17 protein-coding genes and 1 pseudogene are annotated in these 14,071 nt (G+C 73.0%); 4 read left to right on the top strand and 14 right to left on the bottom strand.

Annotation, left to right across the window (positions count from 1 at the left end):
- Positions 1-41: 41 nt before the first annotated feature.
- The 4 genes from ACR807_RS25375 to ACR807_RS25360 form a co-directional block, all read right to left on the bottom strand.
- Positions 42-623 (bottom strand): RsiG family protein, encoded by a 582-nt coding sequence (locus tag ACR807_RS25375; protein WP_438923909.1) that lies wholly within the window; start codon positions 621-623, stop codon positions 42-44.
- Positions 624-683: 60 nt separating this feature from the next.
- Positions 684-1,532, bottom strand: coding sequence for a beta-keto acid cleavage family enzyme (locus ACR807_RS25370; RefSeq protein WP_438923908.1), 849 nt, complete (start codon positions 1,530-1,532; stop codon positions 684-686).
- 189 nt (positions 1,533-1,721) lie between these two features.
- A complete protein-coding gene (gene ygfZ, locus ACR807_RS25365; protein ID WP_438923907.1) occupies positions 1,722-2,816 on the bottom strand; it encodes a CAF17-like 4Fe-4S cluster assembly/insertion protein YgfZ in 1,095 nt (364 codons plus the stop codon).
- On the bottom strand, positions 2,813-3,262 hold the full coding sequence (locus ACR807_RS25360; RefSeq protein WP_438923906.1) for a Fur family transcriptional regulator: 450 nt from the start codon (positions 3,260-3,262) through the stop codon (positions 2,813-2,815). The genes ygfZ and ACR807_RS25360 overlap by 4 nt, the downstream gene beginning before the upstream one ends.
- Before the next feature lie 34 nt (positions 3,263-3,296).
- Here ACR807_RS25360 and ACR807_RS25355 point away from each other — a divergent pair, with 34 nt between their 5' ends.
- Complete coding sequence (locus ACR807_RS25355) at positions 3,297-4,139, top strand: aminodeoxychorismate lyase (protein WP_438923905.1); 843 nt, start codon at positions 3,297-3,299, stop codon at positions 4,137-4,139.
- 31 nt (positions 4,140-4,170) lie between these two features.
- On the opposite strand, the gene ACR807_RS25350 is transcribed toward ACR807_RS25355, so the two are convergent.
- From ACR807_RS25350 to ACR807_RS25305, 10 genes and pseudogenes are all read right to left on the bottom strand, one after another.
- Positions 4,171-5,034: a 5-oxoprolinase subunit C family protein gene (locus tag ACR807_RS25350; RefSeq protein WP_438923904.1), complete on the bottom strand. Its 864-nt coding sequence runs from the start codon at positions 5,032-5,034 to the stop codon at positions 4,171-4,173.
- 323 nt (positions 5,035-5,357) lie between these two features.
- Positions 5,358-5,957, bottom strand: a pseudogene (pxpB, locus tag ACR807_RS25345) (5-oxoprolinase subunit PxpB); the annotation flags it as partial.
- 86 nt (positions 5,958-6,043) lie between these two features.
- Complete coding sequence (locus ACR807_RS25340) at positions 6,044-6,637, bottom strand: heme-binding beta-barrel domain-containing protein (RefSeq protein ID WP_438923931.1); 594 nt, start codon at positions 6,635-6,637, stop codon at positions 6,044-6,046.
- Positions 6,638-6,984: 347 nt separating this feature from the next.
- A complete protein-coding gene (locus tag ACR807_RS25335) occupies positions 6,985-7,287 on the bottom strand; it encodes a DUF1416 domain-containing protein (protein WP_438923903.1) in 303 nt (100 codons plus the stop codon).
- Positions 7,288-7,289: 2 nt separating this feature from the next.
- On the bottom strand, positions 7,290-8,135 hold the full coding sequence (locus ACR807_RS25330; RefSeq protein WP_438923902.1) for a sulfurtransferase: 846 nt from the start codon (positions 8,133-8,135) through the stop codon (positions 7,290-7,292).
- Between the two features lie 28 nt (positions 8,136-8,163).
- Positions 8,164-8,601, bottom strand: a complete 438-nt coding sequence (locus tag ACR807_RS25325; RefSeq protein WP_438923901.1) for a DUF4395 domain-containing protein — start codon at positions 8,599-8,601, stop codon at positions 8,164-8,166.
- Between the two features lie 105 nt (positions 8,602-8,706).
- A complete protein-coding gene (locus tag ACR807_RS25320; protein ID WP_411970356.1) occupies positions 8,707-8,784 on the bottom strand; it encodes a putative leader peptide in 78 nt (25 codons plus the stop codon).
- A gap of 65 nt (positions 8,785-8,849) precedes the next feature.
- Positions 8,850-9,323: a TlpA family protein disulfide reductase gene (locus ACR807_RS25315; RefSeq protein WP_438923900.1), complete on the bottom strand. Its 474-nt coding sequence runs from the start codon at positions 9,321-9,323 to the stop codon at positions 8,850-8,852.
- Positions 9,320-10,114 (bottom strand): LmeA family phospholipid-binding protein, encoded by a 795-nt coding sequence (locus ACR807_RS25310; protein WP_438923899.1) that lies wholly within the window; start codon positions 10,112-10,114, stop codon positions 9,320-9,322. The genes ACR807_RS25315 and ACR807_RS25310 overlap by 4 nt, the downstream gene beginning before the upstream one ends.
- Positions 10,111-10,836 (bottom strand): alpha/beta hydrolase family protein, encoded by a 726-nt coding sequence (locus ACR807_RS25305; RefSeq protein WP_438923898.1) that lies wholly within the window; start codon positions 10,834-10,836, stop codon positions 10,111-10,113. Before ACR807_RS25305 ends, ACR807_RS25310 begins: the two co-directional genes overlap by 4 nt.
- Before the next feature lie 211 nt (positions 10,837-11,047).
- Here ACR807_RS25305 and ACR807_RS25300 point away from each other — a divergent pair, with 211 nt between their 5' ends.
- The 3 genes from ACR807_RS25300 (at position 11,048) to pstS (ending at position 14,034) form a co-directional block, all read left to right on the top strand.
- Complete coding sequence (locus tag ACR807_RS25300; RefSeq protein ID WP_438923897.1) at positions 11,048-11,800, top strand: response regulator transcription factor; 753 nt, start codon at positions 11,048-11,050, stop codon at positions 11,798-11,800.
- Positions 11,801-11,825: 25 nt separating this feature from the next.
- Positions 11,826-12,719, top strand: a complete 894-nt coding sequence (gene mshD / locus ACR807_RS25295; protein ID WP_438923896.1) for a mycothiol synthase — start codon at positions 11,826-11,828, stop codon at positions 12,717-12,719.
- Positions 12,720-12,912: 193 nt separating this feature from the next.
- Positions 12,913-14,034 carry a phosphate ABC transporter substrate-binding protein PstS gene (gene pstS, locus ACR807_RS25290; RefSeq protein ID WP_438923895.1) on the top strand — a complete coding sequence of 374 codons (1,122 nt, stop codon included), beginning with the start codon at positions 12,913-12,915 and terminating at the stop codon, positions 14,032-14,034.
- The last annotated feature ends 37 nt before the right edge of the window (positions 14,035-14,071 follow it).

Below are 14,071 nucleotides of genomic sequence, written 5' to 3'. Positions count from 1 at the left end.
GGCCACGGTAGGCGGCCTGTCCGGATGGCGGGAGTGTGATCCTATTCCTTGGAACGCCCCGGGTTGTTCGGCCACCCGCGCTCGGCGGCCAGCAGCTCGTCCACCGACGCGCTGCCGCTCTGGTAGCGGCCCGCGATCTCGGCGTTGAGCCGGTCGACCACGGCCTGCACCTCGCGCCGCCGCCCCGACACCGACGCCTCCTCGCCGACGAACACCCGCAGGGCGAGGACCAGCTTGTCGTCCGACAGCGCGCTGACGTCCGACAGGTCCACGTCGGAGACCAGCGCCTCGACGTGCCGCCGGTGCGCCTCCGCCCGGGACGGCTCCTGCGTCTGGTAGCGACCCAGGCCCGTCGCCGGTCCGACCGCGTTCGACGACAGGATCGTCGCCAACTGGTCCACCACGGCCGACCCGCCCGAGATCCGGCGCTCCTGCTCGGCGCGCACGATGTCGATCCGCGCGTGCAGCAGCCGCCTCAGGTACGACAGGTCGGTCTCCTCCTGCGCCGCTTCGTCGCGCAGCGCCCGCACGTCGGCGAGCGGGAGTTGCTCGACCCCCTCCGCGTAGTCGGGGGCGAGCACCCGGTCGATACGGCGGCGCCCGCCAGGACGCACCTCGATCACGTACTCATCCTGAGGTAGTTCCTGCCCACCCGCCAACACAAACCTGCTTCCAAAGTTGTTTCAAACCTGTACCGGACTGCGCACGCCCAAAAGTGCACGTGCATCTGCACACGGGAGCGGCGGGCGTTGCGCGATCTTCGCCAACCCGGCCGCACGGGCCACCAACTGCGCGTTGTCCCGGACCGGCTGTCCCTTCGCGTAGGAAATGGTGTCCTCCATTCCCACCCGGAGGTGCCCGCCCGCGGCGAGCGCCGTCAACATCACCGGGAGGGTGGTGCGCCCGATCCCGGTCGCGGAGAACGACGCGCCCTCCGGCAGCAGCCGCAGCGCGGAGGTGAGCGTCTCGGCGTCGCCCGGCATCCCGCCCGGCACGCCCATCACCAGGTCGACGTGCACCTTGCCGCCCGCGGGCAGGCCGTGCTGGTCCAGCAGCCTGCGCAGCGACGCCAGCTGCCCCAGGTCGAAGATCTCGTACTCGGGGGCGATGCCCCGCTCCTGCATCCCCTTGTGCAGGGCGACGACGAACTCCCAGCGGTTCAGGAACACGTCGTCGCCGAAGTTGACCGTGCCCATCGTGCAGGACGCCGAGTCGGGCAGCGCGTCCAGCACCCGCAGCCGGTCGGCCTCCGGGTCCGTCACCGCGCCGCCCGTGGAGAGCTGCACCACCAGGTCGGTGCTCTGCCGCAGCGCGGCCACGGTCTCCTTGAGCAGGCCGAGGTCGAGCGTCGGCCGCGTGTCCGCGCCCCGGACGTGCACGTGGACCACGGCCGCACCGACCTGCTCGCAGGCCCGGGCGGTGGCGACCAGCTCGTCCAGGGTGACCGGGAGCCGGGGCACGTCGGCCTTGGCGTGCTCGGCCCCGGTGGGGGCGACGGTGAGCAGCGTGCCGTGGGAACCGGGTCGGGACATGCCGGTGATCCTGGCACAGAACCCGTTCGGACCAGCGCGGCGGCGGGGCGGGTCCTCCGCTCCGCCGCAGGTCGGGGGTGTTGCCGGTTTTCCGGTCCGGACGGCCGGACCGGTGCGCGCTGTCGGTGCCCCGCTGTCGGTGCGTGCCGCCGGTGTCCCGCTGCCGGTGTCCCGCCGTCGGGCCCCGGGTCAGCGCCCCAGGTTGCGGGCCGCCTCGCGGCCCAGGCCCGGGGTGTCCGGCGGCACCGAGTCGGGGTCGATCGCGGCCTGCACGCGGCGGTCCTCGGTGCCCACCAGCAGCTCGGTCTCCGGGGACACCGAGCGCTTGACCAGGGCCAGCGCGACCGTGCCCAGCTCGTGGTGCAGGGCGACGGTGCCGACGCGGCCCACCACGCGGTCGTCGACCAGGACCGGGTCACCGGTCTCGGGCTGGACCTCGCGGGAGCCGTCCAGGTGCAGCAGCAGCGTCCGGCGGGGCGGGCGGCCGACGTTGTGGACCTTGGAGACGGTCTCCTGGCCCCGGTAGCAGCCCTTGTTCAGGTGGACGGCCTCGTCGACCCAGTTCGCCTCGTGCGGAATGGTCTTCTCGTCGGTGTCCACGCCCAGCCGCACCCGCAGGGACTCCACGCGCAGCGCCTCGAACGCCCAGCTCCCCGCCGGCCGCGCCCCCGCCCCGGTCAGCCGGCCCCACCAGTCGGCGAGCGCGGCGCGCGGCACCACCAGGTCCGCCGCGTGCCGGCCGGGCCACGACGTGCGGCGGACGAACCCATCGCCGTCGAGCGCGACCACGCCATGAGGATCGTCCGGCAAGGGAACATTCAGATTGTTGAACAATCCCACGATCTCCGGGCCGATCACGGACAGCACCGCCAGGTCGGCGGAGGCGTCGCGCGGCTCGACCTTGGACCAGAAGACCATCTTGGTCAGGTAGCCGAGCAGGTCGCCGGCCCGCTCGGAGCCGGTGTCGAGGTAGACGACGCCGCCGACGTTGGCCGCGGCGGCGTGGTGCTCGACCCGGCCCTGGACGTCGAGGATCAGCGCCTCGGTGGCCCGGTCCTCGCCGAGCGCCTCGAAGTGCTGGCTCGTCAGCGAGTGCAGCCAGGTCAGCCGGTCCTCGCCGGAGATCGCGAGCACGGCCCGGTTCGACCGGTCCACCACCACCACCGAGCGCACCGCCGCCCGCTGCTCCGCGAACGGGTCGCCGAAGTGCCACGGCACGCCCTGGTCGGGGTTGCCGTCGAACGGGGCGACCGCGCCGGGCGCGGTCAGCAGCGGTGAGTTCACTCGGACTCCTTCGGTTCGACCTCGGCGAGGCACTCGCGGCACGTGCCGGACAGCGCGAGGTGGCTCGCATCCAGTTCGAACCCGTACTCGGCCGCCAGTGTTCCCCCGAGCGGGGACAGCAGCCCGCACGGGATCTCGTCGACCCGGCCGCAGCGGTGGCACACCAGGTGCACGTGCTCGTGCGCGTCGACCGAGTAGTTCGGCGCGCCGTGGCCGAGGTGGGTGTGCCGGACCATGCCGAGCCGGTCGAGCAGGTCGAGGGTGCGGTAGACCGTCGTGATGTTCACCGTGGGCGCGGTGACCTGCACGCGGCGGCAGATCTCCTCGGGCGTCGCGTGCCCCAGTTCGCGCACCGCGTCGAGCACGAGCTGGCGCTGGGGCGTCATGCGCATGCCGCGGTCGTGCAGCGTCTTGCGCAGGGCTTTCGGGCCGCCGGCGGTGTCCACGAAAGCCATGGTAGGGCGTGAGTAGTCTCACGGTATGCGCGTGCTGGCACTCCTGGACGGAACACTGGCCGACCCCGACGCCCCGCTGATCCGGGTCGACGACCTCGGTCTCCTGCGCGGCGACGGCGTCTTCGAGACGATCCTCGTCGTCGGCGGCGAACCCCGTGAACTGGGCCCCCACCTGGACCGCCTGGCCCGCTCGGCGGCGATGCTCGACATGCCCGAACCCGACCGCGCCGCGTTCGAGCGCGCCGTCGACCTCGTGTTGAGCACCTGGTCGGGCGGCCCCGAGATCGCGCTGAAGCTCGTCTGCACGCGCGGTGTCGAGGGCGGCGACGGCACGCCCACCGGGTTCGCCCTGGCCGCGGACATCTCGCCGAAGGTCATCGCGCAGCGCGCCGAGGGCATCGCCGCGATCACCCTCGACCGGGGCATCGAACCCGGTCTGGCCGAGCGCGCCCCGTGGCTGCTGCTCGGCGCGAAGTCGCTGTCCTACGCGGTCAACATGGCGGCGCTGCGCGAGGCCGAGCGGCGCGGCGCGGACGAGGTCGTGTTCACCACCTCGTCCGGCTCGGTGCTGGAGGGGCCGACGTCCACGCTGGTCCTGGCGCGCGGGCGGACCCTGACCACGCCGCCGTCGACGCTGGGCATCCTGCCGGGCACCACGCAGGCCGCGCTGTTCCGGGCCGCCGAGCGCGACGGCTGGACCGTCGAGGTCGCGCCGATCGAGGTCGAGGAGCTGTACCCGGCGGACGGCGTGTTCCTCGTGTCGAGCGTCCGCAAGATCACCCGCGTGCACACGCTGGACGGCAAGGTGCTGCCGGACTCGACCGCGCTGCACGCCGTGCTCGACGGGTTCTACGAGTCGGAGTACTGAGCGGCGGCGGCCCCGGTCACCCCCGCCCCGGTCACCCCTGCGGGGAGAACCGCAGCGCGGTGCCCGGGGCGGCCTGGCCGAGCAGCGGGAGCGCGTCGGCCGGCACCACGCCGATCACCGGGTAGCCGCCGGTCGTCGGGTGGTCGGCGAGGAAGACGACCGGCGCCCCGTCCGCCGGCACCTGCACCGCGCCCGTCACCAGGCCCTCGCTCGGCAGCTCCCGCCCCGCGCGGCGCGGGTCGCGTTCGAGGGCCGTCCCGGTGAGCCGGAGGCCGACCCGGTTGCTGCGGTCCGACACCACCCACCGCCCGGCGCGCAACCGGCCCGCGGGGTCGGTGAACCAGTCGTCGCGCGGGCCGAGCAGCACCGGCACGACCAGCACGTCCGGCACCCGGACCGGCACCAGCACGTCCACGCCCACCGGGACGCCGGTCGGTTCCCCGAGCGGCAGCTCGTCACCGGGGGCCAGCGGCGCCGGGCCGAGGCCGGAGAGCAGGTCGGTGGACCGGCTGCCGAGCTCGGCAGGCACCGCGACGCCACCGGAGACGGCGACGTAGCACCGCAGCCCGCCCGAGGGTGCCCCGAGGGCGAGCGTGTCGCCGGGGGCGAGGTGCAGCGGGGAGTCGCGCGGCACGCCGTTCACCAGCGCGGGCGTGACCGGCCCGGTGACCGCGACCGTGCAGGAGGCGCCAGCGCGCAGGACGAGGCCGCCGAGCAGCACTTCGAGACCGGCCGCCCCCTCGGGGTTGCCGACCAGGCGGTTGGCGAGCGCCAGGGACGGTGCGTCGAGCGCCCCGGAGGGCGGCACGCCGAGGTGCGCGTTCCCGGGCCGGCCGAGGTCCTGGACGAGGGTCTGCGGTCCGGTGCGCAGGACGGTGAGGGTGCGCGCGCTCACCGGGCAGCCCCGGAACCGGCGGCATCCGAGCGGGTGGCCTTCGGGTAGTAGCCGGTCGCGGGGTGGCCGGTATCGGCACGGTCGGACTCATCGCGGCTGCCCTCGGCGTGGTCGGACTCGGCGCGGCTGGCCCTGGCACGGCCAGCCTCATCGCGGCCGGACTCGGCGTGGCCGGTCCCGGAGCAGGCGGGCTCGGGGCGGTCGGCTTCTGGACGGTCGGGCTCGGCGCAGGCGGGCTCAGGGCGTTCGGCCTCGGCGCGGTTGGAGTTGGTGTGGTTGGGCTCGGCGGGGTGGGGGGTGGTGCGGGGGGTGCCGAGGTGGCCGACGGCTGTGAAGCGGACCCGGTGGCCGGGGGCCAGCAGGGCCGGTTCCGGGCGTCGGGGGTCGAAGAGGGGCGCGTCGGTGCTGCCGATCAGCCTCCAACCGCCGGGGGTGGCCCTCGGGTAGGCGGCCGTGTACTCGCCGGCCACGGCCACCGAGCCCGCCGGGACCTTCGTGCGCGGGGAGTCCAACCTGGGCTGGCGCAGCGGCTCGGGGAGGCCGACCAGGTAGGCGAAGCCGGGCGCGAACCCGCAGAACGCCACCTGGTACTCGGCACCGGTGTGCAGCTCGACCACCTCGGCCGGGGTGAGCCCCGCCGTCTCGGCGACCAGGTCCAGGTCCGGCCCGTCGTAGCGGACCGGGATCACCACCTCGCGGGACGCCGTCCCCACCCGGTGCGCCAAGTCGACCCCGGCCAGCACCTCGCGCACCGCGCGCAACCCGCCCGGCCTCGTCCCGACCAGCACCGTCCGCGCGGCCGGCACCAGCTCGACCACGTCCGGCAGCTCGGCCGCCGCCAGCGCGGCGCGCACCGCCTCGACCTCGCCGAGCGAGTCCACCTCGACGAGCACCGCGTGGGTGCCGCAACGCCGCAGCCGCATGCCGACAGCTTACGGCCAAGATGAGGATTGTTGAACAATCCAATCGGAGAACGTCCCAACAAGGGGGATGTTCAACGATCGGACGTTCAGCCCACGATGCGCTTGAGGTGCGCCGAGGTGTGCGGCTGGAGCGGCTGGCCCATCATGGCCCGCTCCTCGACGTACGCCAGGTCGCCGCTGTTGACGATGCCGTACAGGCGCTGCGCCCCGGTGACGTCCTTGGCGGTCGCCGTGCGGACCACCGCGTCCGTGCCCAGCTCCCACGACGTCGGGTTGAGCGGCTTGCCGTAGTACAGCTCCACGATCCCGGTGTTGTGCGTCAGCAGCAGCTCGATCGTGTCGTCCGCCTGCGGGCGCCAGAACCCGGTCTCCCGGGCCGCCGGGCGGATCACCGCGCCGTTCTCGTCGAGCAGCCACGACCGGGCCTCGTAGTACAGGAACGGCCGGCCGTCGTGCGCGAACGTGATCTGCTGGCCGAACCGGTAGGGGCCCTCGATCGTCGGGTACACGACCTCGCCCTCGCCGCGCCACACGCCGATCAGCGGCAGCAGCGCCAGGCACGCGTCGTGCAGGGAGGGGCCCTCGCGCAGGTTCGCCGTGTCCGCCGGGATCGGCAGGTCGTCGAACTGCGGCAGGTTGCGCCCGCCCGTCACCGACGCGCGCGCCGCGGCGGCCTGCACGGCCGCGTCACCGCTGCCCGGGACGGGCGCCCCGCCGTTCGCGGCCGGACCGCTTGCGGCCGGACCGTTCGCAGCCTGACCGCTCGCGGCCGGACCGTTCGATGCCGGGTCGTTCACGCCCGGACCGTCCACGCCGGGGCCGTTCACCGCTGGTCGGAGAACAGCCGGTACACGACGTACCCGGCGAACCACACGACGAGCAGGGACACGAACACCAGGAGCCCTGTGAAGAAGTGTTCCACCAGCCGAGTTTATCGCCCTCGCCCCGGACGCCGCCGGTCCCGGTGGCGAACGCCACCGGGACCGGGGAGAACAGCGACCCGGGCGACCGGATCGGCAGCGGACCGTCAGGCCACCGCGACCGCGACCGAGTGCACGCCGGGACCGTCGGCGCTGACCGACGCCTGCCCGTTGCCCGAGCGGTGCAGGGCGCGGACCGTCCAGGTGCCGGGCGCGGCGAAGAAGCGGAAGTCGCCCTCCGGCGAGGACACGACCTCGGCGGTGAACTCGCCGGTCGAGTCCAGCAGCCGCACGAACGCGCCGCCGACCGGCCCGTCGCCCGACGTGACCTTGCCGCTCAGCACGACCTCGTTCGCACCCACCGCGATGTCGACGCCCTGCTGGGGCGCACCGCAACCGTCCAGGCTCATGATCAGTTCCCCTTGCCGTCGCCCAGCTCGACCGGCACGCCGACCAGCGAGCCGTACTCCGTCCACGAACCGTCGTAGTTCTTCACGTCCTCGTGGCCCAGCAGCTCGTGCAGCGCGAACCACGTGTGCGACGAGCGCTCGCCGATGCGGCAGTACGCGATCGTCTTGCGCGAGCCGTCGAACCCGGCCTCGCCGTAGATCTCGGCCAGCTCCTCGTTCGACTTGAACGTGCCGTCCTCGTTGGCCGCCTTGCTCCACGGCACGTTGATCGCGCTCGGGATGTGGCCGCCGCGCTGCGCCTGCTCCTGCGGCAGGTGGGCGGGGGCCAGCAGCTTGCCGGAGAACTCGTCGGGCGAGCGCACGTCGACCAGGTTCTTGTTGCCGATCGCGTCCACGACCTCGTCGCGGAACGCGCGGATCGCCAGGTCCTGCTCCTGCGCGGTGTACGTGGTGGCCTCGCGCTGCACCGGCTCCTTGTCGAGCGGGCGGCCGTCGAGCTCCCACTTCTTGCGGCCGCCGTCGAGCAGCTTCACCGCGTCGTGGCCGTACAGCTTGAAGTACCAGTACGCGTAGGCCGCGAACCAGTTGTTGTTGCCGCCGTAGAGGACCACGGTGTCGGAGTTGGCGATGCCCTTGGCCGACAGCAGCTTCTCGAAGCCGGCGCGGTCGACGAAGTCGCGGCGGACCGGGTCCTGGAGCTCGTTCTTCCAGTCGATCTTCACCGCGCCCGGGATGTGGCCGCCGTCGTAGGCGGTCGTGTCCTCGTCGACCTCCACGAACACCACACCGGGCGCGGTGAGGTTCTCCTCGGACCACGCGGCCGAGACCAGGACGTCTTCACGGCTCATCGAGCTGCTCCAATTTTCTTCGTTCGTACTACTGGGGGCGGGCGAGGGCGGGTGCGTAGCGGCGCAGGAGCAGGAACACCTCGCAGCCGAGGCACAGGCCGAGCGCGGCGTTGAGCAGCGCGGCGACCAGCGCGGCGGAGGTGGCGGCGACCCCGAGCGCGGTGAGTCCGGTGGCGTACCCGATGGTGCCGACCAGCGCGAACACGAAGCCGACGCCCTGCGCGAACCGCAGCGGGGCGGCCTCCTCGCGCTCGGCGGTCGGGGTGATCCTCGGCTGGACGGCGTACCGGTAGACGTGGCCCCACGGGTTGAGCTTGAGCGAGACGAACGCGCACAGGCCGAACAGCACGGTCTGCGCGGCGAGCAACCGCCACGAGCCGGTCAGCAGCACCACCGCGAGGATGGCGGTGGTGATCCAGGCGCTGAAGCGCGGACCGCGAGGGTCAACTGGGGCATCTTTCGACACGGCGACGACCTCCTGACGGGGACAAGACCTGGTAGTCCGTCTCAGGCGGTGGTAGAGGCGCGGCGCGCGTGCGTCAAGGGCACGGGGCCGGCCGGGACCGCCCGGTCAGCTCGTCGCGCGACACAGGCTGCTGCGCACGCGGCACAGGTCCACCGCGAGTCGCTTGGTCAGCAGCGTGGTCATGGGGGCGAGGGTAGTCGGTCGTCCCTCTGGTCGGGAGTACCGCCCATGTGGTGGGAAATCCGGCTTCACCCGTTCGGGTCAGGCAGGTGCGGGCGCAACGCCGCGACGAGGACGTCCGGTCGCGGTACGCCGCCGACCCGCAACAGCTCCGCGCCCGACGCGTCCAGCGCGAGGGTCGTGGGCGCCCGCAGCACGCCGAGGGCCTTCGCCACCTCCGGCAGGTCGGTCACGTCCAGCTCGACGTGCCGCAGGCCCTCGGTCCGCCCGGCGAGCGCGCCGAGCAGCGCGCCCGCCCGCCGGCAGTTCGCGCAGAACGACGTGGAGACCTGGAGCAGGGTCACCGGCGTGCCCGGGTCGAGCAGGTCGCGGACCTCGCGCGGCAGATCGTCGCGCGGCAGCCCGTCACGGGGCAGCCCGTCGCGCGGCCCGCCGTCACGGGGCGGGGCCGGCGCGCGGACCCGGCCGTCGCGCCGCTTCAGCAGCACGCCGACCAGCGCCACCACCAGCACCGCGCCCAGCAGCGCCCAGGCACCGGTCACTGCTGGTCCAGCGGGATGTCGTTGATGGTGCCCTCGACGGTGAACGCGCCGCTCTCCACCTTCACCGCGGTCGGCGTCACGGTGAACGGCAGCACGCCCGGGTCGATCGTGACGCTCAGCGCCTCGCGCACCACGCCCAGCACCGCGTCCAGGCCGGCGAGCGCGGTGTCGTCCAGCTCGACGTCGTTGATCGCGATGGCGACCTGGCCGTTGACCAGGGACACCGTGCCGTAGGCGGCGATCCGGATCTCGCGGCTCGCGACCGTCGTGGTGCCCGACAGCTTCACCGCGGCCACCGTCGGGTTCGGCGCCTGCCCCGCGGGCGGCTCGGTGCGGGTGTCCGGCTCGATGGCCATGTCGGAGAACGGCGTGACCTGGTCGACCAGCCGGTTCAGGTCGGCCGCCTGGATCTTCACGCTGCCGCGCACCTGGTCGATCTTGGCGTCGCGGGTGTTGCCCGACAGCAGGTCCGACAGGCCGATGCGCACGTGGTAGAGGTTGGCCCGGATCTCCAGGTCGCGGAGCTGGTCGGCCACCGGCACGCCGGTCGCGCTGATCTCGATGTCCCGGTAGTCGCCGGCGAGGGCCTGGGCGGTGAACGGGAAGCCGTTGATGCGGACCGAAGGGTCCTCGCTGAGCCGGAACTTGTCCCGCATCTTCTGCGCGACCTGGTACTCGCCCGCCGCCGCCAGCCCGAAGTCGGCGGCGACCAGCAGGCCGCCGAGCACGAGTGCGGCGATGACGATCTTGCGTCCCCTGGTGGGGCGGCGCTTGGTCCCGGTCGCCGTCATGGTCCTTCTTCCGCGGTCGCGTGGTGGGTCGCTTCGGGGGACGTGCGGCGGTCCAGCCAGGTTGCGATCCGGTCCACGAGGGCCGGCGTCATGGCCGACTCGGCGTGCCGCACGCCGGGTTCCAGCCACAGCTCGGCGTCGCCGCCGGCCGCGCGGTGCAGCGCCACGGCGTGCGCGGGGCCGAAGTAGTGGTCCTGCTCGCCGTGCACGATGAGCAGCGGGGTCGGCGCGATGCGGTGCACGACCTCCAGCGGGCTCTCCGGGGGCGTGGTCCACGGCGCGCCGAGCCGGACGCCCAGCGCGCGGGCGGCGAGGCGGCCGTGCGGCTGCTCCAGCAGCCAGTGCACCCGGCGCATGGCCGGGGTCTCCCGCACCCACCAGCGGGAGGGCGCGCTGACCGCCGCCACGGCGTCCGGGCGGTCCTCGTGCAGGCCGGCGTGGCGCAGGGCGATCGAGGCGCCCATGGAGAACCCGACGGTCACCACGCGTCGGTACCCCAGTTCGCGGGCCAGCGAAACGCCCGCCGCGAGGTCGTGCACCTCGTCGCCGCCGACCGTGGACGCGCCGCCGGAGCGGCCGTGGCCGCGGAAGTCCAGCGCGACCACCCCGCCGTGCCCGGCGAGGCGGCGCAGCACTCGTGACACGAACGGTTTCCGCACGTGGTTGGTGAAGCCGTGACCCACCACGAACGCCAGGTCGGTCACGGACCGTGTCGACCTCACGTGCACACCGTCCAAACGGACGGCGTCGTGTGACATGGATGTAACAGGCGTGACGCTTGTGGAAACAACTGTGACCCTGACCTGCTGACCTGGGTCTTTTGCGGTGCGCACCGGTATCGTCTCCGTCATCCGCAGGCAACGGGGCCCGGTCACCGTACTTCGCGCTGCCTGGTCCGGTGACCTCACACCGGCCGAACGAGAGGGCGCCGCGATGAGCATCGACGTGCTGCTGCTGACCACCGACTCCGATCCCGAGGCGGTCCTCCCCGCGCTGTCGCTCCTGCCGCACGAGGTGCGACCGCTGCGCCCGGAGGTCTCCGCGCTGCTGGAGGCCGGTCCGCACGACATCGTCCTGGTCGACGCCAGGACCGACCTGGTCGCCGCGCGCAGCCTGTGCCGGCTGCTCGACTCCAGCGGCGTGGACGTCCCCGTCGTGGCGATCGTCACCGAGGGCGGCCTGGTCGCGGTCAACTCCGACTGGAGCGTCGACGAGATCCTCCTGCCGACCTCCGGCCCGGCCGAGGTGGACGCCCGCCTGCGCCTCGTGCGCTCCCGGCGCGGCACCCAGCAGCCCGGTGGCGACGGCTCGCTCCAGCTCGGCGAGCTGGTCATCGACGAGGCGACCTACACCGCCCGGCTGCGCGGTCGCCCGCTCGACCTCACCTACAAGGAGTTCGAGCTGCTCAAGTACCTCGCGCAGCACGCGGGCCGCGTCTTCACCCGCGCCCAGCTGCTCCAGGAGGTCTGGGGCTACGACTTCTTCGGCGGCACCCGCACCGTGGACGTGCACGTCCGGCGCCTGCGCGCCAAGCTCGGCCCCGAGCACGAGTCGCTCATCGGCACCGTGCGCAACGTGGGCTACAAGTTCGTCCGCCCGCCGCGCCCGGGTTCGGCCCGCCGCGTGGAGCACCTGGACGCGCCGGAGACGACGATCGACGACGCGGAGCTGATCTTCAGGGCGTGACCGGGCTCCCGGTAGGTTTCCCGACGTGGAATCGACCTGGTTCGAAGAGCTGACCCCCGAGCAGGCCGGAGAGGTTTCCGGCCTGCTCGGGGCCGTTGAGGCGGCCGACGGCGTGGCCCCCGTGGGGGAGGCCGTCGTCCTGCGCCTGCGCCCCGGCGCCCGCGGCAGCGCCCACCTGCTGGCGCGCGTGGACGGCGTCCTGGCGGGCTACCTGCACCTGGACGTCTTCGGCGACGCCGACGGCAACAAGGTCGCCGAGCTGGCCGTCCACCCGGAGCACCGCCGGCGCGGCACCGCCACCGCCCTGCTCGCCGCCGCCCAGGAGCGCGTCGCCCTCCTGGGGGACGCGCCCCTGCGCGTCTGGGCGCACGGCGGCCGGCCCGAGCAGGAGGCCCTGGCGGCGAAGCTCGGCCACCGCAAGGTCCGCGAGCTGCTCCGCCTGCGCCGCCCCCTCGACGCCGGCCTGCCGTCGCCGGTCCTGCCCGAGGGCGTCCGGCTGCGGTCGTTCGTGCCCGGCCGGGACGAGGCGGCCGTCGTCTACGTCAACCACCGCGCCTTCTCCTGGCACCCCGAGCAGGGCGCGATGAGCATCGAGGACGTCCGGCACAAGGAGGAGGAGCCGTGGTTCGACCCGGCCGGCTTCCTGCTGGCCGTCGACGCCGAGGAGCGGCTGCTCGGCTTCCACTGGACGAAGGTCCACTCGGCCACCCTCGGCGAGGTCTACGTGGTGGGCGTCGACCCGGGCGCGCAGGGCGGCGGGCTGGGCAAGGCCCTCACCCTCGCCGGGCTGGCGCACCTGCGGGACGCCGGGCTCACCGAGGTGATGCTGTACGTCGAGGCCGACAACGCGGCGGCACTGGCCGTGTACACCCGGTTGGGGTTCGCCCGGTGGGATTCGGACGCCCAATACGCCCGGTAGTGACGAAGCCATCACGTCATGCAAACGTGCAGGTCACGGGACCACCCAAAAGGCGGTGTCCCCAGTCACCTCCCGTATGGAGTTCACCTCTCGTTCACCTTGTCCTGGGCGCCTGTCCACCCTCGCTGCCTACCGTCCGTGTCGAGCGGCGGAGGTTCGTCGCGACACCGTTTTTCGCAGCTGGAGGACCCAGGTGAAGACCAAGCGACACGGCGCCGTTCTCGGCCTGATCGCGGCCGGTGCGCTTCTGCTCACCGCGTGCGGCAGCGACAACAACACCGGTGGTGCGGGCACCACGTCGGCGGCGGGCCAGTCGTCGACGCCCGTCGAGTGCGGTGGCAAGTCCAACCTGAACGCAGAGGGTTCCTCCGCGCAGAAGAACGCGATCGACACGTTCATCCAGGCGTACCAGCAGAAGTGCGCCGGCGCGAACGTCGCCTACAACGCCTCCGGCTCCGGCGCGGGCGTGAAGAACTTCAACGCCGGCCAGGTCGACTTCGGCGGCTCCGACTCCCCGCTGTCCGAGAGCAAGGGCGAGGTGGCCGCCGCCGCCGAGCGCTGCAAGGGCAACCCCGCCTGGAACCTGCCGCTGGTCTTCGGCCCGGTCGCGCTCGGCTACAAGCTGGAGGGCGTCGCCGACCTCACGCTGACCGGCGAGGTCGCCGCCAAGATCTTCAACGGCTCCGTCAAGAAGTGGAACGACCCGGCCATCGCCGCGCTGAACTCCGGCGCGTCGCTGCCCGACAAGGACATCAAGGTCGTCTACCGCTCCGACGAGTCGGGCACCACCGACAACTTCCAGCTCTACCTCCAGGCCGCCTCGAAGGGCGCCTGGACGCAGGGCGCCGGCAAGCAGTTCAAGGGCGGCATCGGCGAGGGCAAGGAGAAGTCGGCCGGCGTCGCGCAGGCGGCGGGCTCGATCGACGGCGCCATCACCTACGTCGAGCTGTCCTTCGCCCAGGACAACAAGCTGTCCATCGCGAAGATCGACAACGGCTCCGGCCCGGTCGAGCTGACCAACGAGACGGTCGGCAAGGCCATCGACGGCGCCACCGTCAAGGGCTCCGGCAACGACCTGGTCCTCGACCTGAACTCGATCTACGGCTCGTCCACCGCGGGCGCCTACCCGCTGCTGCTCGCCACCTACGAGATCGTCTGCTCCAAGGGCTACGACGCCGACACCGCGAAGGCCGTCAAGGCGTTCCTCACGGTCGCGGCGACCGACGGCCAGGCCGGCCTGGCGGACGCGGGTTACGCTCCGCTCCCCAAGGCGTTCCAGGACAAGATCCTGACCGCCATCCAGGCGATCGCCTGATCAGGCCGGCAGACTCCACGCAGGCGTTGAGGCGATG

This window comes from Saccharothrix sabaoui, from assembly GCF_051756985.1.
GTDB lineage: Bacteria > Actinomycetota > Actinomycetes > Mycobacteriales > Pseudonocardiaceae > Actinosynnema.
The sequence above is the reverse complement of the archived record's forward strand: the minus strand, read 5'-3'. Positions and strand labels throughout refer to the sequence as shown.

Coding starts and splice junctions, on each gene's coding strand:
- ACR807_RS25370 (WP_438923908.1), bottom strand. CDS start 1,532: ATGTCCCGACCCGGTTCCCACGGCACGCTGCTCACCGTCGCCCCCACC.
- ACR807_RS25355 (WP_438923905.1), top strand. CDS start 3,297: ATGCGCGTGCTGGCACTCCTGGACGGAACACTGGCCGACCCCGACGCC.
- ACR807_RS25310 (WP_438923899.1), bottom strand. CDS start 10,114: ATGACGGCGACCGGGACCAAGCGCCGCCCCACCAGGGGACGCAAGATC.
- ACR807_RS25330 (WP_438923902.1), bottom strand. CDS start 8,135: ATGAGCCGTGAAGACGTCCTGGTCTCGGCCGCGTGGTCCGAGGAGAAC.
- ACR807_RS25320 (WP_411970356.1), bottom strand. CDS start 8,784: ATGACCACGCTGCTGACCAAGCGACTCGCGGTGGACCTGTGCCGCGTG.
- ACR807_RS25335 (WP_438923903.1), bottom strand. CDS start 7,287: ATGAGCCTGGACGGTTGCGGTGCGCCCCAGCAGGGCGTCGACATCGCG.
- ACR807_RS25300 (WP_438923897.1), top strand. CDS start 11,048: ATGAGCATCGACGTGCTGCTGCTGACCACCGACTCCGATCCCGAGGCG.